The organism is Rhizobium sp. P1_B8, assembly GCF_056406515.1.
Genome location: NZ_JBFTZZ010000006.1, coordinates 58561 through 75283, shown reverse-complemented (window position 1 = coordinate 75283; position 16723 = coordinate 58561). Strand labels below are relative to the sequence as shown.

16 protein-coding genes are annotated in these 16723 nt (G+C 61.3%); 12 read left to right on the top strand and 4 right to left on the bottom strand.

Annotation, left to right across the window (positions count from 1 at the left end; translation table 11 throughout):
• Positions 1-55: 55 nt before the first annotated feature.
• The 9 genes from nusA to AC1D2N_RS09885 all read left to right on the top strand — a co-directional run bounded on the left by nusA (position 56) and on the right by AC1D2N_RS09885 (position 11759).
• A complete protein-coding gene (gene nusA, locus AC1D2N_RS09925) occupies positions 56-1657 on the top strand; it encodes a transcription termination factor NusA (protein ID WP_018244263.1) in 1602 nt (533 codons plus the stop codon).
• The gene (locus tag AC1D2N_RS09920) at positions 1654-2346 is read left to right on the top strand and encodes an RNA-binding protein (protein ID WP_017989926.1); all 693 of its coding nucleotides are present in this window, start codon (positions 1654-1656) and stop codon (positions 2344-2346) included. The genes nusA and AC1D2N_RS09920 overlap by 4 nt, the downstream gene beginning before the upstream one ends.
• 101 nt (positions 2347-2447) lie before the next feature.
• Positions 2448-5201, top strand: coding sequence for a translation initiation factor IF-2 (gene infB / locus AC1D2N_RS09915; RefSeq protein WP_018244261.1), 2754 nt, complete (start codon positions 2448-2450; stop codon positions 5199-5201).
• Between the two features lie 148 nt (positions 5202-5349).
• The gene (gene rbfA / locus AC1D2N_RS09910; protein ID WP_130653379.1) at positions 5350-5754 is read left to right on the top strand and encodes a 30S ribosome-binding factor RbfA; all 405 of its coding nucleotides are present in this window, start codon (positions 5350-5352) and stop codon (positions 5752-5754) included.
• A gap of 13 nt (positions 5755-5767) precedes the next feature.
• Entirely contained in the window at positions 5768-6700 is a 933-nt protein-coding gene (truB, locus tag AC1D2N_RS09905) for a tRNA pseudouridine(55) synthase TruB (protein WP_018244259.1), read from the top strand.
• Positions 6701-6803: 103 nt separating this feature from the next.
• A complete protein-coding gene (locus AC1D2N_RS09900; RefSeq protein ID WP_065277615.1) occupies positions 6804-7655 on the top strand; it encodes an alpha/beta fold hydrolase in 852 nt (283 codons plus the stop codon).
• A 151-nt stretch (positions 7656-7806) separates the two neighbouring features.
• Positions 7807-8076 (top strand): 30S ribosomal protein S15, encoded by a 270-nt coding sequence (rpsO, locus tag AC1D2N_RS09895; protein ID WP_003544317.1) that lies wholly within the window; start codon positions 7807-7809, stop codon positions 8074-8076.
• Between the two features lie 347 nt (positions 8077-8423).
• Positions 8424-10562: a polyribonucleotide nucleotidyltransferase gene (gene pnp / locus AC1D2N_RS09890; protein WP_026188572.1), complete on the top strand. Its 2139-nt coding sequence runs from the start codon at positions 8424-8426 to the stop codon at positions 10560-10562.
• A 180-nt stretch (positions 10563-10742) separates the two neighbouring features.
• On the top strand, positions 10743-11759 hold the full coding sequence (locus AC1D2N_RS09885) for a class I SAM-dependent methyltransferase (RefSeq protein WP_130653378.1): 1017 nt from the start codon (positions 10743-10745) through the stop codon (positions 11757-11759).
• A 93-nt stretch (positions 11760-11852) separates the two neighbouring features.
• Here AC1D2N_RS09885 and fabI read toward each other — a convergent pair whose 3' ends face one another.
• Genes fabI through fabA form a run of 3 tightly spaced genes read right to left on the bottom strand, consistent with a single transcriptional unit; the run spans position 11853 to position 14457 of the window.
• Complete coding sequence (gene fabI / locus AC1D2N_RS09880; protein ID WP_018244255.1) at positions 11853-12659, bottom strand: enoyl-ACP reductase FabI; 807 nt, start codon at positions 12657-12659, stop codon at positions 11853-11855.
• 4 nt (positions 12660-12663) lie between these two features.
• Positions 12664-13896: a beta-ketoacyl-ACP synthase I gene (fabB, locus tag AC1D2N_RS09875; protein WP_130653377.1), complete on the bottom strand. Its 1233-nt coding sequence runs from the start codon at positions 13894-13896 to the stop codon at positions 12664-12666.
• Positions 13897-13941: 45 nt separating this feature from the next.
• Entirely contained in the window at positions 13942-14457 is a 516-nt protein-coding gene (gene fabA / locus AC1D2N_RS09870) for a 3-hydroxyacyl-[acyl-carrier-protein] dehydratase FabA (RefSeq protein ID WP_018244253.1), read from the bottom strand.
• 300 nt (positions 14458-14757) lie between these two features.
• Between fabA and irrA the strand changes: the two genes are divergently transcribed.
• Complete coding sequence (gene irrA, locus AC1D2N_RS09865; protein WP_477981189.1) at positions 14758-15177, top strand: iron response transcriptional regulator IrrA; 420 nt, start codon at positions 14758-14760, stop codon at positions 15175-15177.
• Positions 15178-15283: 106 nt separating this feature from the next.
• On the opposite strand, the gene AC1D2N_RS09860 is transcribed toward irrA, so the two are convergent.
• A complete protein-coding gene (locus AC1D2N_RS09860) occupies positions 15284-15919 on the bottom strand; it encodes a trimeric intracellular cation channel family protein (RefSeq protein WP_018244251.1) in 636 nt (211 codons plus the stop codon).
• Between AC1D2N_RS09860 and AC1D2N_RS09855 the strand changes: the two genes are divergently transcribed.
• Together AC1D2N_RS09855 and AC1D2N_RS09850 are read left to right on the top strand one after the other, a co-directional pair.
• Positions 15918-16073 carry a hypothetical protein gene (locus tag AC1D2N_RS09855; protein WP_018244250.1) on the top strand — a complete coding sequence of 52 codons (156 nt, stop codon included), beginning with the start codon at positions 15918-15920 and terminating at the stop codon, positions 16071-16073. The two genes, AC1D2N_RS09860 and AC1D2N_RS09855, sit on opposite strands and share 2 nt — an antisense overlap.
• 83 nt (positions 16074-16156) lie before the next feature.
• On the top strand, positions 16157-16630 hold the full coding sequence (locus AC1D2N_RS09850) for a hypothetical protein (protein WP_018448035.1): 474 nt from the start codon (positions 16157-16159) through the stop codon (positions 16628-16630).
• The last annotated feature ends 93 nt before the right edge of the window (positions 16631-16723 follow it).

Here is a 16723-nt window from a genome sequence, read left to right as displayed (position 1 = left end):
CAACAGACCGCTCTAGGGACGGGAACCCGGCGAGTAAAGACGGAGAAACAAGACAATGGCAGTCAGTGCGAACCGGCTCGAACTTCTGCAGATCGCAGATGCAGTGGCGCGCGAAAAAGTCATCGACCGCGAGATCGTGCTGGCCGCAATGGCCGATGCCATCCAGAAGGCGGCACGCTCCCGTTACGGCACCGAGTCCAACATCCGGGCCGACATCAATCCGAAGACCGGCGAAATCCGTCTGCAGCGCCTGCTTGAAGTCGTCGAGAAGGCCGAGGATTATTCGACGCAGATCCCGCTGGAGCTTGCTCGCGACCGCAACCCGGACGCCGCACTCGGCGACTTCATCGCCGATCCGCTGCCGCCGATGGATTTCGGCCGTATCGCCGCACAGTCCGCCAAGCAGGTGATCGTGCAGAAGGTGCGTGAAGCCGAGCGTGACCGCCAGTTCGACGAATTCAAGGATCGCGTCGGCGAAATCGTCAACGGTACCGTCAAGCGCGTTGAATACGGCAACGTCATCGTCGATCTCGGCCGTGGCGAAGGCATCATCCGCCGTGACGAAATGATCCCGCGCGAAAACGTCCGCTATGGCGACCGCGTCCGTGCCTACGTCTATGATGTCCGTCGCGAGCAGCGCGGTCCGCAGATCTTCCTGTCGCGCACGCATCCGCAGTTCATGGTGAAACTCTTCACCATGGAAGTGCCGGAGATTTACGACGGCATCATCCAGGTGAAGTCGGTCGCCCGCGATCCGGGTTCGCGCGCCAAGATTGCGGTGATCTCGAACGACAGCTCGATCGATCCGGTTGGCGCCTGCGTCGGTATGCGCGGCTCGCGCGTTCAGGCCGTCGTCGGCGAGCTCCAGGGCGAGAAGATCGACATCATTCCGTGGTCGCAGGACCCGGCGACTTTCGTCGTCAACGCCCTGCAGCCGGCCGAAGTCGCCAAGGTCGTTCTCGATGAGGATGCAGAGCGTATCGAAGTCGTCGTTCCCGACGAGCAGCTGTCGCTTGCAATCGGCCGTCGCGGCCAGAACGTCCGCCTCGCCTCGCAGCTGACCGGCTGGGATATCGACATCATGACGGAGGCCGAGGAATCGGAACGCCGCCAGAAGGAATTCAACGAGCGCACCAACTTGTTCATGGATTCGCTCGATGTCGACGAGATGGTCGGCCAGGTTCTGGCTTCGGAAGGTTTTGCCGCGGTTGAAGAACTGGCTTATGTCGATCTCGACGAAATCTCTTCGATCGACGGTTTCGACGAGGAAACGGCGCAGGAAATCCAGCAGCGCGCCCGCGAATTCCTCGAGCGTCTCGAAGCCGAGATGGACGAGAAGCGCAAGGCGCTCGGTGTTCAGGACGAACTGCGTGAAATCAACGGCATGACCGCCCAGATGATGGTGGCACTCGGCGAAGACGGCATCAAGACGATCGAGGACTTTGCCGGATGTGCTGCCGACGATCTCGTCGGCTGGACGGAGCGCAAGAACGGCGAAACGAAGAAGTTCGAGGGTCTGTTCTCGAAGTTCGACGTGTCGCGCGTCGAAGCAGAACAGATGATCGTCCAGGCCCGCCTTTCGGCCGGCTGGATCACGCAAGAGGACCTGGATAAGGGGACCGAAGAAGAGGTCACCGAAGCCGAACAAGAAGCATGATGACCGCGCATGAACCGGACGCTCCTCTCGAGGACGACGATCTTGCAGGTTATGACGTGAACGGACGCATGTGCATCGTGACGCGCGAAAGCGGATCGCCGGAAGAGCTGATCCGCTTCGTCGCCGCTCCCGATGGAACAGTTGTCGCCGACCTGAAGCGCGAGCTTCCGGGACGTGGATGCTGGGTGAAGATCGACCGGTCGCTGGTCGACAGGGCAGTGGCGAAGAAGCTCTTCGCCCGTGCACTGAAGACGGATGTAAAGGCGGCGGACGATCTCGGCGCGAGTGTCGATCGGCTGCTCGCGGCGCAACTGATGCAGATGATGAACATGGCGCGGAAAGCCGGCCAGTTCGTCAGTGGATCCTCGAAAGTGGATGCCGCGGTCAGAAGCGGAGCAGCCCTTGCGGTGTTCCACGCGACTGGGGCAGCGGACGACGGCGTCCGGAAAATCGACCAGGCCCGCAAGGCCTGGCACCTCGGAATGGAGACCGAGGAGGAGATACCTTCCTTCCGTCTCTTCTCGGAGAGCGAAATGGAAGGCCTGATGGGCCAGAATGCTTTTATCCATGCCGCAGTGCTTGCAGGGCAGGCGGGTGAAGGTGTAGTGAAGCGCGCAAAGATGCTCGAACAGTACCGTATTGGCGGTCAGTCCCGGGCAGCGGGCGGCGCTGGCCGGCAAAAACAATGAGGCGGTCACCGGCATCGGCCGGTCCCATACTCATTGATCGACAGTATTGAACGACAGGGTCTGATCTAGTCATCGCTCCCTGTCCGAAGGAACGGGAACGAATGACCGATAGTAACGACGACAAGACAATCAGCGTAGCGGGCAAAAAGACACTCACCCTGAAACCATCGGGGATGAGCCAGGGCACCGTTCGCCAGGATATGGGTCGAGGTCGCACCAAGGCGGTCGTCGTCGAGACCCGTAAGCGGCGCCCGATGCGCCCGGAAGATGAAAAGCCGATCACGCCCGTCGCTCCGGCGGCCCCCGTCCGTGCAGCCGAACCGGCGCCCGCACCCGTGCAGGCGCGTCCGCAGCAGCCGACGCCGGCTCCGCGGGTTCAGCAGGGCAACAACAACCAGACGAACCAGCGTCCGCCGCAGCAGTCTCACCAGCCGCCGCGCCAGAACGATCGTCCGCGCCCGGTGGTGCTGAACCATCTGTCGCCGGAAGAGATGGACGCCCGGCGCCGCGCGCTTGCCGACTCCCAGGCGCGTGACGCCCAGGATGCGATCCGCCGCGCCGAGGAAGAAAAGCGCCGTGCCGCAGAAGAGGTGATCCGCAAGGCCGCCGAAGCGGAAGAAGCTGCCCGCAGGGCCGCTGAAGAGGCTATCCGGCAGGCTGAGGCACCCGCTGTCGCAGAACCCGCAGTCGCAGAACCGGCTCCGACCGAAGCACGCTCCGACGCGCCACGGCCGCCGCAGCCCGCATCGTCGGCACCGGCTGCACGCCGGTCCGATGCGGCTGGAGCACCTGCTGCCCGTCCGGCACCCGGCGCTGCCGTCCCCGGCGCCGTTCGCGGCCGTCGCGAGGAAAAGGAAGACGACGATCGTGGCGCAGCGCGCGGCGGTCCGGTCCGTGGCCGAGTCGTTCGCCCGGAACCCGCAAAGCCGGTCACCACGCGTCCGAAGACGGATGAAGAGCGCCGTCGCGGCAAGTTGACGATCACCACTGCCAACGTGGACGGCGAGGACAATGCCCGCGGTCGTTCGCTCTCGGCGATGCGTCGCCGGCAGGAGAAGTTCCGCCGCGGTCAGATGCAGGAAACCCGCGAGAAGATCTCCCGCGAGGTGGTTCTGCCCGAGACCATCACCATTCAAGAACTGTCGCAGCGCATGTCCGAACGCGCCGTCGACGTCATCAAGTACCTGATGAAGGAAGGCCAGATGATGAAGCCGGGCGACGTCATTGACGCCGACCTTGCCGAACTCATCGCCGGCGAATTCGGCCATACGGTCAGGCGCGTGTCGGAATCCGACGTCGAACTCGGCATCTTCAACGTGTCCGACGAGGATGGCGAACTGGTTTCGCGCCCGCCGGTCGTTACCATCATGGGCCATGTCGACCACGGCAAGACCTCGCTGCTCGACGCCATCCGCCATGCCAACGTGGTCTCCGGCGAAGCCGGTGGCATCACGCAGCATATCGGCGCCTATCAGGTGGAGCAGAACGGTCAGAAGATCACCTTCATCGATACGCCCGGCCACGCTGCCTTCACGGCAATGCGTGCCCGCGGTGCGCAGGCGACTGACATCGCGATCCTGGTCGTCGCAGCCGACGACAGCGTGATGCCGCAGACGATCGAATCGATCAACCACGCCAAGGCGGCCGGTGTTCCGATCATCGTTGCGATCAACAAGGTCGACAAGCACGAGGCTGATCCGCAGAAGGTCCGTAACCAGCTGCTGCAGCACGAAGTCTTCGTGGAATCCATGGGTGGTGAAGTGCTTGACGTCGAGGTTTCGGCCAAGACCGGCAAGAACCTCGACAAGCTGCTCGAGGCGATCCTGCTGCAGGCGGAAATTCTCGATCTCAAGGCCAATGCGAACCGGACCGCGGAAGGAACGGTTATCGAAGCCCAGCTCGATCGTGGCCGTGGTTCGGTCGCGACCGTGCTCGTCCAGAAGGGCACGCTGCGTCCGGGCCAGATCATCGTCGCCGGCGACGTCTGGGGCCGCGTGCGCGCTCTCGTCACCGACAAGGGCGACCATGTGAAGGAAGCCGGTCCGGCAACGCCGGTCGAGGTTCTCGGTCTGTCCGGTACGCCGCAGGCGGGTGACAAGTTCGCCGTCGTCGAAAGCGAAAGCCGCGCCCGCGAAATCTCGGAATATCGTCAGCGTCTGGCCCGCGACAAGGCGGCTGCCCGCCAGTCGGGACAGCGCGGTTCGCTGGAACAGATGATGATGCAGCGCCAAAGCGTCGGCATCAAGGAGTTCCCGCTGGTCATCAAGGGCGACGTGCAGGGCTCGATCGAAGCGATTGCCGGCGCGCTGGAGAAGCTCGGCACCGACGAGGTCCGCGCCCGCATCGTCCATTCGGGTGCCGGCGGCATCACCGAGTCGGATATCTCGCTCGCCGAAGCCTCGAACGCGGCCATCATCGGCTTCAACGTTCGTGCGAATACGCAGGCACGCCAGTTCGCCGAACGCGAAGGCATCGAAATCCGCTACTACAACATCATCTACGACCTCGTGGATGACGTGAAGGCAGCGATGTCGGGCCTCTTGTCTCCGGAACGGCGCGAAACCTTCATCGGCAATGCCGAGATCCTCGAGGTGTTCAACATCACCAAGGTCGGCAAGGTCGCAGGCTGCCGTGTCGTCGAAGGCAAGGTCGAACGTGGTGCGGGCGTCCGCCTCATCCGCAACGACGTTGTCGTTCACGAAGGCAAGCTCAAGACGCTCAAGCGCTTCAAGGACGAAGTGTCCGAAGTGCCGATGGGTCAGGAATGCGGCATGGCCTTCGAAAACTACGAAGACATGCGCGCCGGCGACGTCATCGAGTGCTTCCGCGTCGAGCATATCACGCGCACGCTCTAAACTGCTGCGCCTGAGCTTTCCAAAAGCCATCCGCCACCGGCGGATGGCTTTCGGGCATCTGCCGCCTTGACCTTTTCGACCAAAAGAGTCATGGACGCTCTCCTTTGACGGGTTCGATTCCCAGCCGCATCGGCAAATAGAGATAACAATGACCAGAGCAACTTCTTCCGCGCCTTCGCAGCGCATGCTGCGCGTTGGCGAACAGGTTCGCGCCGCTATCACCCAGGTGCTACAGCGCGGCGAAGTGCGTGATGACGTCATCGAAGCGACCGTGATCTCGATCTCGGAAGTGCGCATGTCGCCGGACCTCAAGATCGCTACCGCCTATGTGACGCCGCTCGGCGTTTCAGACCACAGCGTCGTCATCGAGGCGTTGAACCGTAATGCAAGGTTCATCCGCGGCCGGCTCGGGCAGCAGCTCCGGCAGATGAAATACATGCCGGAGGTGCGCTTCCGCGACGATACCAGCTTCGACAACTACAAGAAGATCGACGAGCTGCTGCGTTCGCCCGAGGTGAGCCGCGACCTCGACGGCGATAATGACGAACAATAAACAGAAGAGACGCATGTCCAAACCACGCAAACCCAAGGGCCGGCCGATTTCCGGCTGGCTGATCCTCGACAAGCCGGTGGATTTCGGCTCGACGGAAGCCGTTTCCAAGATCAAGTGGCTCTACAAGGCGCAGAAGGCCGGTCATGCCGGCACGCTCGATCCGCTCGCCTCCGGCATGCTGCCGATCGCGCTCGGCGATGCGACGAAGACCGTTCCCTACGTGATGGATGGCCGCAAGATCTATGAATTCACGGTGAGCTGGGGCGAGGAGCGCGCGACCGACGATCTCGAGGGCGAGGTAACTGAGAGTTCGGACAAACGCCCGAGCGAACAGCAGATCCGCGATATCCTGCCTCGATATATCGGCACCATCAGCCAGGTGCCGCCGCAGTTTTCCGCTATCAAGATATCGGGTGAACGCGCCTACGATCTGGCGCGCGAAGGCGAAACCGTCGAAATCCCCTCACGTGAGGTCGATATCTTCCGGCTGACCTTGCTTGCCTGCCCGGACGCCAACAGCGCGCATTTCGAAGTGGAATGCGGCAAGGGCACCTATGTCAGGGCGCTGGCGCGCGATTTCGGCCGCGAACTCGGCTGCTACGGCCATGTGTCCGGGCTGCGGCGCACCTTCGTCGCGCCGTTCGCGGAAGAGGCCATGGTGCCGCTCGCAGATCTCGTGGCACTGGAGGCGATCGAGGATATGGACGAGCGGCTGGCGGCCCTCGACGCGCTGCTCATCGACACCTGCGAAGCGCTATCGGCCCTGCCCCATCTCGTCATCAACGACGACCAGGCGCACAGGCTGAAGATGGGCAACCCGATCCTGGTGCGTGGCCGCGATGCGCCGGTTGCCGAAAGCGAAGCCTATGCGACCGCCCGCGGCAGGCTGATCGCGATCGGCGAGATCGGCCAGGGCGAGTTTCGCCCGAAGCGTGTTTTCGCCTGAACCCACAACGATAGCGATTGTCAGCCGGTAACGATGCGATATCTTCCCTGTCGGGCCGCCATAGCGGCCCGAGGGGCCATGGTGGCCCGACAGGAGAAAGAATATGCGCGTAACTGCTATCGGAATACTGACGTTCTTTTCGATGTTCCTGACCGTGGCCAACGCTCGATCCGCCGAGCGCTGGGCCGAGCTCCCGGCCTTTCCTTCGATGCCGGCGGCAAAGACGAGCGGCATGGCCGAAGTGAACGACATCAAGATGTATTACGCCGAATACGGCGAAGGCGACCCCATCCTGTTCATTCACGGCGGACTTGGAAATGCCGAGGTCTGGGGTCATCAGGTCGCCGATTTTGCCAAGGACCACTTGGTCATCGTTGCCGACAGCCGCGGCCATGGACGCTCGACGCGCAGCCAGCAGCCCTTCGGTTACGACCTGATGACATCGGATTATGTGGCACTTCTCGACTATCTGAAGATCGACAAGGTGACGCTTGTCGGATGGTCGGACGGTGGCATCATCGGCATCGACATGGCGATGAAACATCCGGAGAAGCTGACGCGGGTCATTGCCCAGGCAGCCAATGTCACGACAGAGGGCGTCAAGCCAGACGTGTTGAACGACAAGGTCTTCAACGACTACATCAACGTCGCCGGCGAATATTACAGGAAGCTGTCGCCGACGCCGAACGAATACGACGCCTTCGTCAAGCAGATATCCGAAATGTGGGCAACCCAGCCTGCCTGGACGGCCGCCGATCTTGGCAAGATCTCGGTGCCGGTCACACTTGCCATCGGCGATCATGATGAAGCCGTAAAGCTCGACCATACGGAAATGATGGCAAAACAGATTCCGGGCGCTAAACTCGTCATCCTGAAAGATGTGAGCCATTTCGCCATGCTGCAGGATCCTTCAGCCTATGACGGGATGATCCGGGGCGCCATGGCGGGCCGTTGAAGCCGCCAAGGACGACCCCTCTTTCCATCGATCCATATTTGGTTTATAGGCAGCGCCAGCATCGGGTACGCCCGTTTGCATTCACGGCCAAAGCTGGACGACATCCCGGCTTTTGGCGACTCTATCTCCTCCTCTTAGAAAGGATCACCCGATGTCGATCACTGCTGAGCGCAAGTCTGCGCTGATCAAGGAATATGCGACCGTTGAAGGCGATACCGGTTCTCCGGAAGTCCAGGTCGCGATCCTGACCGAACGCATCAATAACCTGACCGAACACTTCAAGGACCACAAGAAGGATAACCATTCCCGCCGTGGCCTGCTGACGATGGTTTCGAGCCGCCGCTCGCTTCTTGATTATCTCAAGAAGAAGGATGAAGGCCGCTATTCCAAGCTGATCACCAGCCTGGGTATCCGCCGCTAAGATTATCCGGCGGGCGCTTTCCAAGCGTCCGCCGGATGTGTTTCGGGACACGGCTCCCGATGAAATGTTCCAGCCGCGCCCTATTTTACGCGGTGGAAAGACCGGTAGACCCGGATGGGCCGGATCTGCCAAACCAACCGTTGACCTGTCATGGGGCAGGATTGCCGGATGCTTTCGGCCAAGGCTTATCAATGAGCTTTGGCCCGGTTTCTCAAGAACTCCTGAGGAAGCCGAGGATGAAAAGCCTCCCGTTGTCTTGCCCGTGATACGTCACATTGATTGCGGTCGACTGTGCGCTGCGCCTTGATATCGGCGATGGCGCGTGCTCCCGCATCGAAGGACAAGAGATGTTTGATACACACACAGTGGAAATCGAGTGGGCCGGCCGCCCGCTGAAGCTCGAAACCGGCAAGATCGCCCGTCAGGCCGACGGCGCGGTTCTCGCCACCTACGGCGAAACCGTCGTTCTCGCCACCGTCGTCTCGGCCAAGTCGCCGAAGCCCGGCCAGGACTTCTTTCCGCTCACCGTCAACTACCAGGAAAAGACCTACGCTGCCGGCAAGATCCCCGGCGGCTATTTCAAGCGCGAAGGCCGCCCGAGCGAGAACGAGACCCTCGTTTCCCGCCTGATCGACCGCCCGATCCGCCCGCTCTTCCCGGAAGGCTACAAGAACGACACGCAGGTCGTCGTCACCGTCATCCAGCACGACCTTGAAAACAATCCCGACGTGCTGTCGATGGTTGCCACCTCGGCAGCGCTGACGCTGTCCGGCGTTCCCTTCATGGGCCCGGTCGGCGGTGCGCGCGTCGGCTACATCAACGGTGAATACGTTCTCAACCCGCATCTCGACGAGATGGACGAATCGAGCCTCGACCTCGTCGTCGCCGGCACCTACGACGCCGTGCTGATGGTGGAATCCGAAGCCAAGGAACTCAACGAAGACGTCATGCTCGGTGCCGTCATGTTCGGCCACAAGGGCTTCCAGCCGGTTCTCGACGCGATCATCAAGCTCGCCGAAGTTGCCGCCAAGGAGCCGCGCGACTTCCAGCCGGAAGACTACTCCGCTCTCGAAAGCGAGATGCTCGGCCTTGCCGAAGGTGAACTTCGCGAAGCCTACAAGATCACCCAGAAGGCCGACCGCTACGCCGCCGTCGACGCCGTCAAGGCGAAGGTGAAGGCACACTTCCTCCCCGAGGAAGGCGACGCCAGGTACACGGCCGAAGAAGTCGGCGCGATCTTCAAGCACCTGCAGGCAAAGATCGTCCGCTGGAACATTCTCGACACCAAGAGCCGCATCGACGGCCGCGACCTCGAAACCGTTCGTCCGATCGTTTCGGAAGTCGGTCTTCTGCCGCGTACGCACGGTTCGGCGCTGTTCACCCGCGGTGAAACGCAGGCGATCGTCGTTGCCACGCTCGGCACCGGCGAAGATGAGCAGTATGTCGACAGCCTGACGGGCATGTACAAGGAGCGCTTCCTGCTCCATTACAACTTCCCTCCCTACTCGGTTGGCGAGACCGGCCGCATGGGCTCCCCGGGTCGCCGCGAAATCGGCCACGGCAAGCTCGCATGGCGCGCGATCCGTCCGATGCTGCCGACCGTCGAGCAGTTCCCCTACACGCTGCGCGTCGTCTCCGAGATCACCGAGTCGAATGGCTCGTCCTCGATGGCAACGGTCTGCGGTACCTCGCTCGCTCTGATGGACGCCGGCGTTCCGCTGGCAAAGCCGGTGGCCGGTATCGCCATGGGTCTGATCCTGGAAGGCGATCGCTTCGCTGTCCTCTCCGACATTCTCGGTGACGAAGACCACCTCGGCGACATGGACTTCAAGGTCGCCGGTACCGCCGACGGCATCACCTCGCTGCAGATGGACATCAAGATCGCCGGTATCACCGAAGAGATCATGAAGGTCGCCCTTGGCCAGGCCCAAGGCGGTCGCGCTCACATCCTCGGCGAAATGTCCAAGGCCATTACCGAAAGCCGCGGCCAGCTGGGTGAATTCGCCCCGCGCATCGAAGTCATGAACATCCCGGTCGACAAGATCCGCGAAGTCATCGGCTCCGGCGGCAAGGTCATTCGCGAAATCGTCGAAAAGACCGGCGCGAAGATCAACATCGAGGACGACGGCACCGTCAAGATCGCTTCGTCCTCCGGCAAGGAGATCGAAGCGGCCCGCAAGTGGATCCACTCGATCGTCGCCGAGCCTGAGATTGGCCAGGTCTACGAAGGCACGGTCGTCAAGACCGCCGACTTCGGCGCCTTCGTCAACTTCTTCGGCGCCCGCGACGGTCTCGTCCACATCTCGCAGCTCGCTTCCGAGCGTGTTGCCAAGACGCAGGACGTCGTCAAGGAAGGCGACAAGGTCTGGGTCAAGCTGCTCGGCTTCGACGAACGCGGCAAGGTTCGCCTGTCGATGAAGGTCGTCGACCAGGCCACCGGCCAGGAAATCCCGAACGAGAAGAAGAAAGAAGAAGCGGCCGAATAAGCCGCCTTCCAAATTTAATATCGGGCGCGGGAATGCTTCCGCGCCCTTTTTTGTATCCTAAAGCGTGGCGCGATCTTTCAGATTCGCTTGTCACACTTTAGGGCCTTGGTTTTGCGCATGTCGTGATCGCAACACCGCTGAACACTTTTGCGCGACATGCTTTAAGACGAGACGAGGCCCATGAGCAGCGAGACGCTGAAGACCCTGTTCCATCCCTTTGCCAGCGGCACAGTCGAGGCACCCGGCGAGGGCGAGCGCGTGCTCTTCCTCGGCGCCGAGGCAGGCTTTGCGCTGCCGGAAGGCTTTGCCGCCTCGCTCAGCGCCGTCCAGGGCTTCCGGCCGCTCTATCGGCAGCTGCTGGCGCAGCGCATCGAAGCGAAGCCGGAGATCGACGGCGAGGACTACGATGCGGCTCTGGTGCTGTGCACCAAGCACAAGGGTGAGAACGAGGCCAATCTTGCTGCCGCTATCGCCCGCACGCGGCTCGGCGGCCTGATCGTCGTTGCCGGCGCGAAGGAAGACGGCATCCAGCCGCTGCGCAAGCGGATGGAAGGTTTCAATCTCGCAGTCGATCATATGCCGAAATATCACGGCGTCGCCTTCTGGTTCGGCCGGCCGGCGGATGCCGATGAGATTGTCTCCAAGCTGGCAAAGGCGCCGGTGCGTGTCGACGGCCGTTTCAATGCAACCGCCGGCATGTTCTCGCATGACCGCATCGATGCCGGATCGGAACTGCTGGCCTCGCGCCTACCGCAGGATTTCACCGGCGACGTTGCGGATTTTGGCGCCGGATGGGGCTATCTCTCCGTCGAGCTGGCCCAGAAGTCGCGTGGACTGACGCGCCTCGACCTCTACGAGGCCGATCACGCGGCTCTGGGGGCTGCCAGGGATAATCTGGCGGAGAACTGCCCGAACGCGCCTGCGCGCTTCTACTGGCACGATCTGGCGGGTGAGCCGGTCAAGGACAAATACGATCTCGTCATCATGAACCCGCCCTTCCATGAGGGGCACGCAGCCGAGCCGGCACTCGGCCAGGCAATGATCAAGACTGCCGCATCCGCCCTTCGCGGCGGCGGCCGCCTGATGCTCGTCGCCAATCGCGGCCTGCCTTACGAACCGGTTCTGGCGGCGAATTTCAGGGAAAGCGGGGAAACCTGCCGCAACGCCCGCTTCAAGGTGCTGTGGGCGAAGAAATAGGGCTCAAGCAGCCTCGATCCGATCATTCTTATCGATAGAAAAAGGCCGTGCGCATCATCTGCGCACGGCCTTTGAGTTTCGATCGAATAATGTCTATTCGACGTCCGCTTTGCGCAGCGTTTCCAGCGTCGGCATGGAGGTGACGTTGAAGCCGGCGTCGACGAAGTGGATTTCGCCGGTGACGCCGGAGGAAAGGTCGGAGAGCAGGTAGAGAGCCGAGTTGCCGACCTGATCGATGGTCACAGTCTTGCGCAGCGGTGCATTGCGCTGGTTCCAGGAGAGGATCGCGCGCGCATCCGAGATGCCGGCGCCGGCAAGCGTGCGGATCGGGCCGGCGGAAATGGCATTGACGCGGATGCCGCGCGGGCCGTAGTCGGCGGCGAGATAGCGCACCGAAGCCTCAAGCGCTGCCTTGGCAACCCCCATGACGTTGTAATTCGGGATGACGCGCGTCGAGCCATTGTAGGTCAGCGTCAGCATCGCACCGCCATCTTCCATCAACGGAGCGCAGCGCTTGGCGATCTCGGTGAAGGAGAAACAGGAAATGACCATTGTGCGGCTGAAATTCTCACGCGTCGTATCGGCGTAGAGACCCTTGAGCTCATTCTTGTCGGAAAAGCCGATGGCATGGACGATGAAATCTAGTTTGCCCCAGCGCTCCTTGATCGCGTCGACCACGGCATCGACCGAGGCGGTGTCCTCGACGTCGCAGGGCAGCACGAAATCCGAGCTGACCTCGGCAGCAAGCGGCTTGACGCGCTTGCCGAGCGCATCGCCCTGATAGGTGAAGGCGAGTTCCGCACCCTGTGCGGCGAGAGCTTTTGAAATCCCCCAGGCGATCGAGTGGTTGTTGGCGACGCCCATGATGAGCCCGCGCTTACCCTGCATGATTCCCGTCATATTATTATCCGTTATAGCGCTGGAAGACGAGCGTGGCGTTGGTGCCGCCGAAGCCGAAGGAATTGGAGAGGGCAATATCGATCTTGGCGTCGTCGATGCGCTTGCGGACGATCGGGACACCTTCGAATTCGGGATCAAGCTCGGTGATATGAGCGCTTTCGCCAATGAAGCCTTGCTGCATCATCAGCAGGGAATAGATCGATTCCTGCACGCCGGCAGCGCCAAGCGAATGGCCGGTCAGCGACTTGGTCGACTGGACATGCGGAATCTTCGAGCCGAATACCTCGCGGATGGCGCCGATTTCCTTGCTGTCGCCGACCGGCGTCGACGTGCCGTGGGTGTTGATATAGTCGACGTCACCTTTGACGGTGGCGAGCGCCTGGCGCATGCAGCGGATAGCGCCCTCGCCCGAGGGGGCAACCATGTCGTAGCCGTCCGAGGTTGCGCCGTAGCCGACGATTTCGGCATAGATCTTTGCACCGCGGGCCTTGGCACGCTCCAGCTCCTCGAGCACCAGCACGCCGGCGCCGCCGGCGATGACGAAACCGTCGCGGTTGACGTCATAGGCGCGCGAAGCGCTGTCCGGCGTGTCGTTATATTTGGAGGACATGGCGCCCATGGCGTCGAAGAGATTGGACATCGTCCAGTCGAGGTCCTCGTGGCCGCCAGCGAACATCACGTCCTGCTTGCCCCACTGGATCATCTCGGCGGCGTTGCCGATGCAATGCGCCGACGTCGAGCAGGCCGACGAGATCGAATAATTGACGCCGTGGATCTTGAACCAGGTGGCGAGTGTGGCCGATGCGGTCGAGGACATCGCCTTCGGCACGGCGAAGGGGCCGATACGCTTCGGGCTGTTGTTCTTCACGGTGATCTCGGCAGCCTCGATGAGGGTGCGGGTGGACGGGCCGCCGGAGCCCATGATGATACCGGTGCGCTCGTTGTTGCCGATGTCCTTGTCCTCGAGACCGGAATCGGCAATCGCCTGCTTCATGGCGACATGGTTCCAGGCACCGCCCTGCGACAGGAAGCGCATGGCGCGGCGGTCGACCAGTTCGGCAAGTTCCGCCGAACCGAGCTTCGGGCTGCCCCAAACCTGGCACCTGAATCCATGTTCGGCGAAATCGCTCGAAAAGGAGATACCCGACTTTGCCTGCCGCAAGGATTCGGTGACTTCGGCCGCGTCGTTTCCGATCGAGGACACGACACCCAGACCTGTGACAACTACCCGTCTCATCTGATCAAACCTTTGTTGTTTTCGTCAGCCGCTCGAAATGCGGTTTCAGGCCGTCTTTTCTTTCGATAGACCGACGCGAAGGTCGGCCGCCTGGTATATGGTCTCGCCGTCCGCCTTCAGCCAGCCGTCGGCGGTGCCGAGGACCAGACGACCGCGCATGACACGCTTGAAGTCGATTCCATATTCGATCAGCTTCGTCTGTGGCCGGACCATGCCCTTGAATTTCACTTCGCCTGTTGAAAGCGCCATGCCACGGCCTGCCTCGCCGAGCCAACCCAGAAAGAAACCGGTCAACTGCCACATGCCGTCGAGACCGAGGCAGCCCGGCATGATCGGATTGCCTTCGAAATGGCAGGGAAAATACCAGTCGTCGGGGCGAACGTCATATTCGGCCCGGAGGTAGCCCTTATCGAAGGTGCCGCCCGTTTCGGAAATATCCGTGATGCGGTGAACCATCAGCATAGGCGGCAGGGGCAGCTGCGCATTGCCGGGGCCGAACAGCTCGCCATGTGCGCAAGCAATGAGTTCTTCATACGAGAAGCTGGACTGTCTGGTCGTCATAAAGTTTCTTTTCCCCCCGCATCAAGCCGATGGATGTGAACGTGTAGTCCAAGTTCTTCAGAAAATGAAGCACAAGCAAGGCAGCTTCATTCATCTCCCCGGACCAGGCTTGCGCCATTATTTGGTGGTCGCATACAGGAAGGCTAGGGCCGGGACCAGACCTATTTGCGTCAAAAGCCCGTTTTTGCCGCGTTTATCAGGCTCCTGTCCCCATTGAACTATTGAAAGGCTCCGATGCAAAAGTTATACCCCTTAAAGAAACATGATTGCTTTATGCCAGAATAACCGGAGTTGGTTTTGATGACGGGTGCACTCCCGATCGCAATAGAGGTAAGGCTGCGCGGTGCGGGCTTGCGCCCTACTCGCCAGCGTGTCGCGCTAGGCGACCTCCTGTTTGCCAAGGGCGACCGGCATTTGACCGTCGAGGAACTGCATGAGGAGGCTGTTGCCGCCGGCGTGCCAGTGTCGTTGGCAACCGTCTACAACACGCTGCATCAGTTCACGGAAGCCGGTCTCATCCGGGTTCTCGCCGTCGAGAGCGCCAAGACCTATTTCGACACCAATGTTTCCGACCATCACCATTTCTTCGTCGAAGGCGAAAACGAGGTGCTCGACATTCCCGTCAGCAACCTGACGATCGCCAATCTGCCTGAAMCGCCTGAAGGCATGGAGATCGCCCATGTCGACGTGGTGATCCGCCTGCGCGCGAAGCAGGGCTGACGACGCCTCTAGAGCCGCGCCGGATCGGCCTCATGCGACGCCCTTTAGATCTTTTTTTTATGCATGTCGGTGTCCCAGCGGACTTTTGGGCGACATGCATTAGGCTTCACATGACATCGTCCGGATGCCGGCCAGGCTTGTGCCTGTAGGTCGGGAAGGTCCAGCCGAACCACAGGGCTCCACCGCGCACCGCAAAGGCCGCCACGACGCCGCAGGCAGACGCCAGATAGAGCTGCATTCCGAGCGCATTGGCGAGCGTGAAGACGCCGGCGCCGATGAGGGCTGCGGTCACGTAGATTTCCGGCCTCAACAACACCGAAGGCTCGTTTGCCATCAGATCGCGCAGGATGCCGCCAAACGTCGCCGTCAGCGTGCCGGTGACGATCGCGATGGTCGGCGAGCCGGTGGCGGCGAGGCCCTTGGCGGCGCCGATCACGCAATAGGCGGCAAGGCCGATCGCATCTAGCCAGATCAGCAGGCGATAGCGCGATTCCAGCAGGTGGGCGGTGAAGAAAACGATGACGCCCATGACGCAGCAGACGAGGATATAGGCCGGGTTCAGAACCCAGAAGACCGGCACGCGGCCGAGCACGATATCGCGCACCGTGCCGCCGCCCGTTCCCGTCACCATGGCGAAAAACAGAAAACCGATCAGGTCCAGCTGCTTGCGCGAGGCGGCGAGCGCGCCCGTCGCGGCAAACAGCGCAATGCCGGCATAATCGAGATAGACGAGCAAGGACATGCGAACCTCGGAACCGGCAGAAGTTTCAGAGCATGATGCCGAAAAGTGTCAACGGTTTTCGGATGACATCATGCTCTACCTGTTCTCGGGAAAGAACCACGGCGGCAAGGGCGGCGCAAGGCGGCGGCGTCATAAAGCGAAGGTCTTTATTTGATGCATGTCGTTGTCCCAAAACCGCTGCACACTTTTGGACGACATGCATTGGGCTACAGAGCCTTTATCCAAAAGAGGAAAGCCGTGAAAACGCTGGTGCTCGCCGTTCTGAATATCGTCCTGCTGCTTGTCATGCCGGCTGTCGCCTTCGGCCAGCAATCGCTGATTTCCGATCCTGAGATCTACGAGAAGAAACACTTCCAGGAGCAGTGCAAGACGGCGGAATTTGCCGACGGCTTCATCATCCGGCAGGACATCAACAATGACGGCCTGATCGACGCCGTGGTCAACGAGGGCCAGCTGACCTGTGACGGGCAGAAGGGGCCGCAATGCAATGACGATGGCTGCACCTATAATTTCTACCTGCAGGTTGCCGAGGGCGGTTATTTCATGATCGCGACGGCGCAGATCTATGGCTACGATTTCGTCCAGCGCTTCGGCAACATGGTGCTGGCGATGAAGATGCATCCGCGTTTCTGCGACCGCACCGAAGGTGATCCCTGCATCGTGACGGCCCGCGTCCGCGGCACGAAATTCGTCACCATCTCGAAGAAATAGCTCAGCGCATGACCCGAAATCGGAATCGATTTTCGAGTCATTCGCAAATTCAAAGTGATAGAGCGTCCTTGGCGCGTCCTGCTGGACGCGCGG

Bases quoted from the DNA above. Each gene is read 5' to 3' on its own strand.
- nusA (WP_018244263.1), top strand. From the start codon at position 56: ATGGCAGTCAGTGCGAACCGGCTCGAACTTCTGCAGATCGCAGATGCA.
- AC1D2N_RS09920 (WP_017989926.1), top strand. From the start codon at position 1,654: ATGATGACCGCGCATGAACCGGACGCTCCTCTCGAGGACGACGATCTT.
- infB (WP_018244261.1), top strand. From the start codon at position 2,448: ATGACCGATAGTAACGACGACAAGACAATCAGCGTAGCGGGCAAAAAG.
- rbfA (WP_130653379.1), top strand. From the start codon at position 5,350: ATGACCAGAGCAACTTCTTCCGCGCCTTCGCAGCGCATGCTGCGCGTT.
- truB (WP_018244259.1), top strand. From the start codon at position 5,768: ATGTCCAAACCACGCAAACCCAAGGGCCGGCCGATTTCCGGCTGGCTG.
- AC1D2N_RS09900 (WP_065277615.1), top strand. From the start codon at position 6,804: ATGCGCGTAACTGCTATCGGAATACTGACGTTCTTTTCGATGTTCCTG.
- rpsO (WP_003544317.1), top strand. From the start codon at position 7,807: ATGTCGATCACTGCTGAGCGCAAGTCTGCGCTGATCAAGGAATATGCG.
- pnp (WP_026188572.1), top strand. From the start codon at position 8,424: ATGTTTGATACACACACAGTGGAAATCGAGTGGGCCGGCCGCCCGCTG.
- AC1D2N_RS09885 (WP_130653378.1), top strand. From the start codon at position 10,743: ATGAGCAGCGAGACGCTGAAGACCCTGTTCCATCCCTTTGCCAGCGGC.
- fabI (WP_018244255.1), bottom strand. From the start codon at position 12,659: ATGACGGGAATCATGCAGGGTAAGCGCGGGCTCATCATGGGCGTCGCC.
- fabB (WP_130653377.1), bottom strand. From the start codon at position 13,896: ATGAGACGGGTAGTTGTCACAGGTCTGGGTGTCGTGTCCTCGATCGGA.
- fabA (WP_018244253.1), bottom strand. From the start codon at position 14,457: ATGACGACCAGACAGTCCAGCTTCTCGTATGAAGAACTCATTGCTTGC.
- AC1D2N_RS09855 (WP_018244250.1), top strand. From the start codon at position 15,918: ATGCGAACCTCGGAACCGGCAGAAGTTTCAGAGCATGATGCCGAAAAG.
- AC1D2N_RS09860 (WP_018244251.1), bottom strand. From the start codon at position 15,919: ATGTCCTTGCTCGTCTATCTCGATTATGCCGGCATTGCGCTGTTTGCC.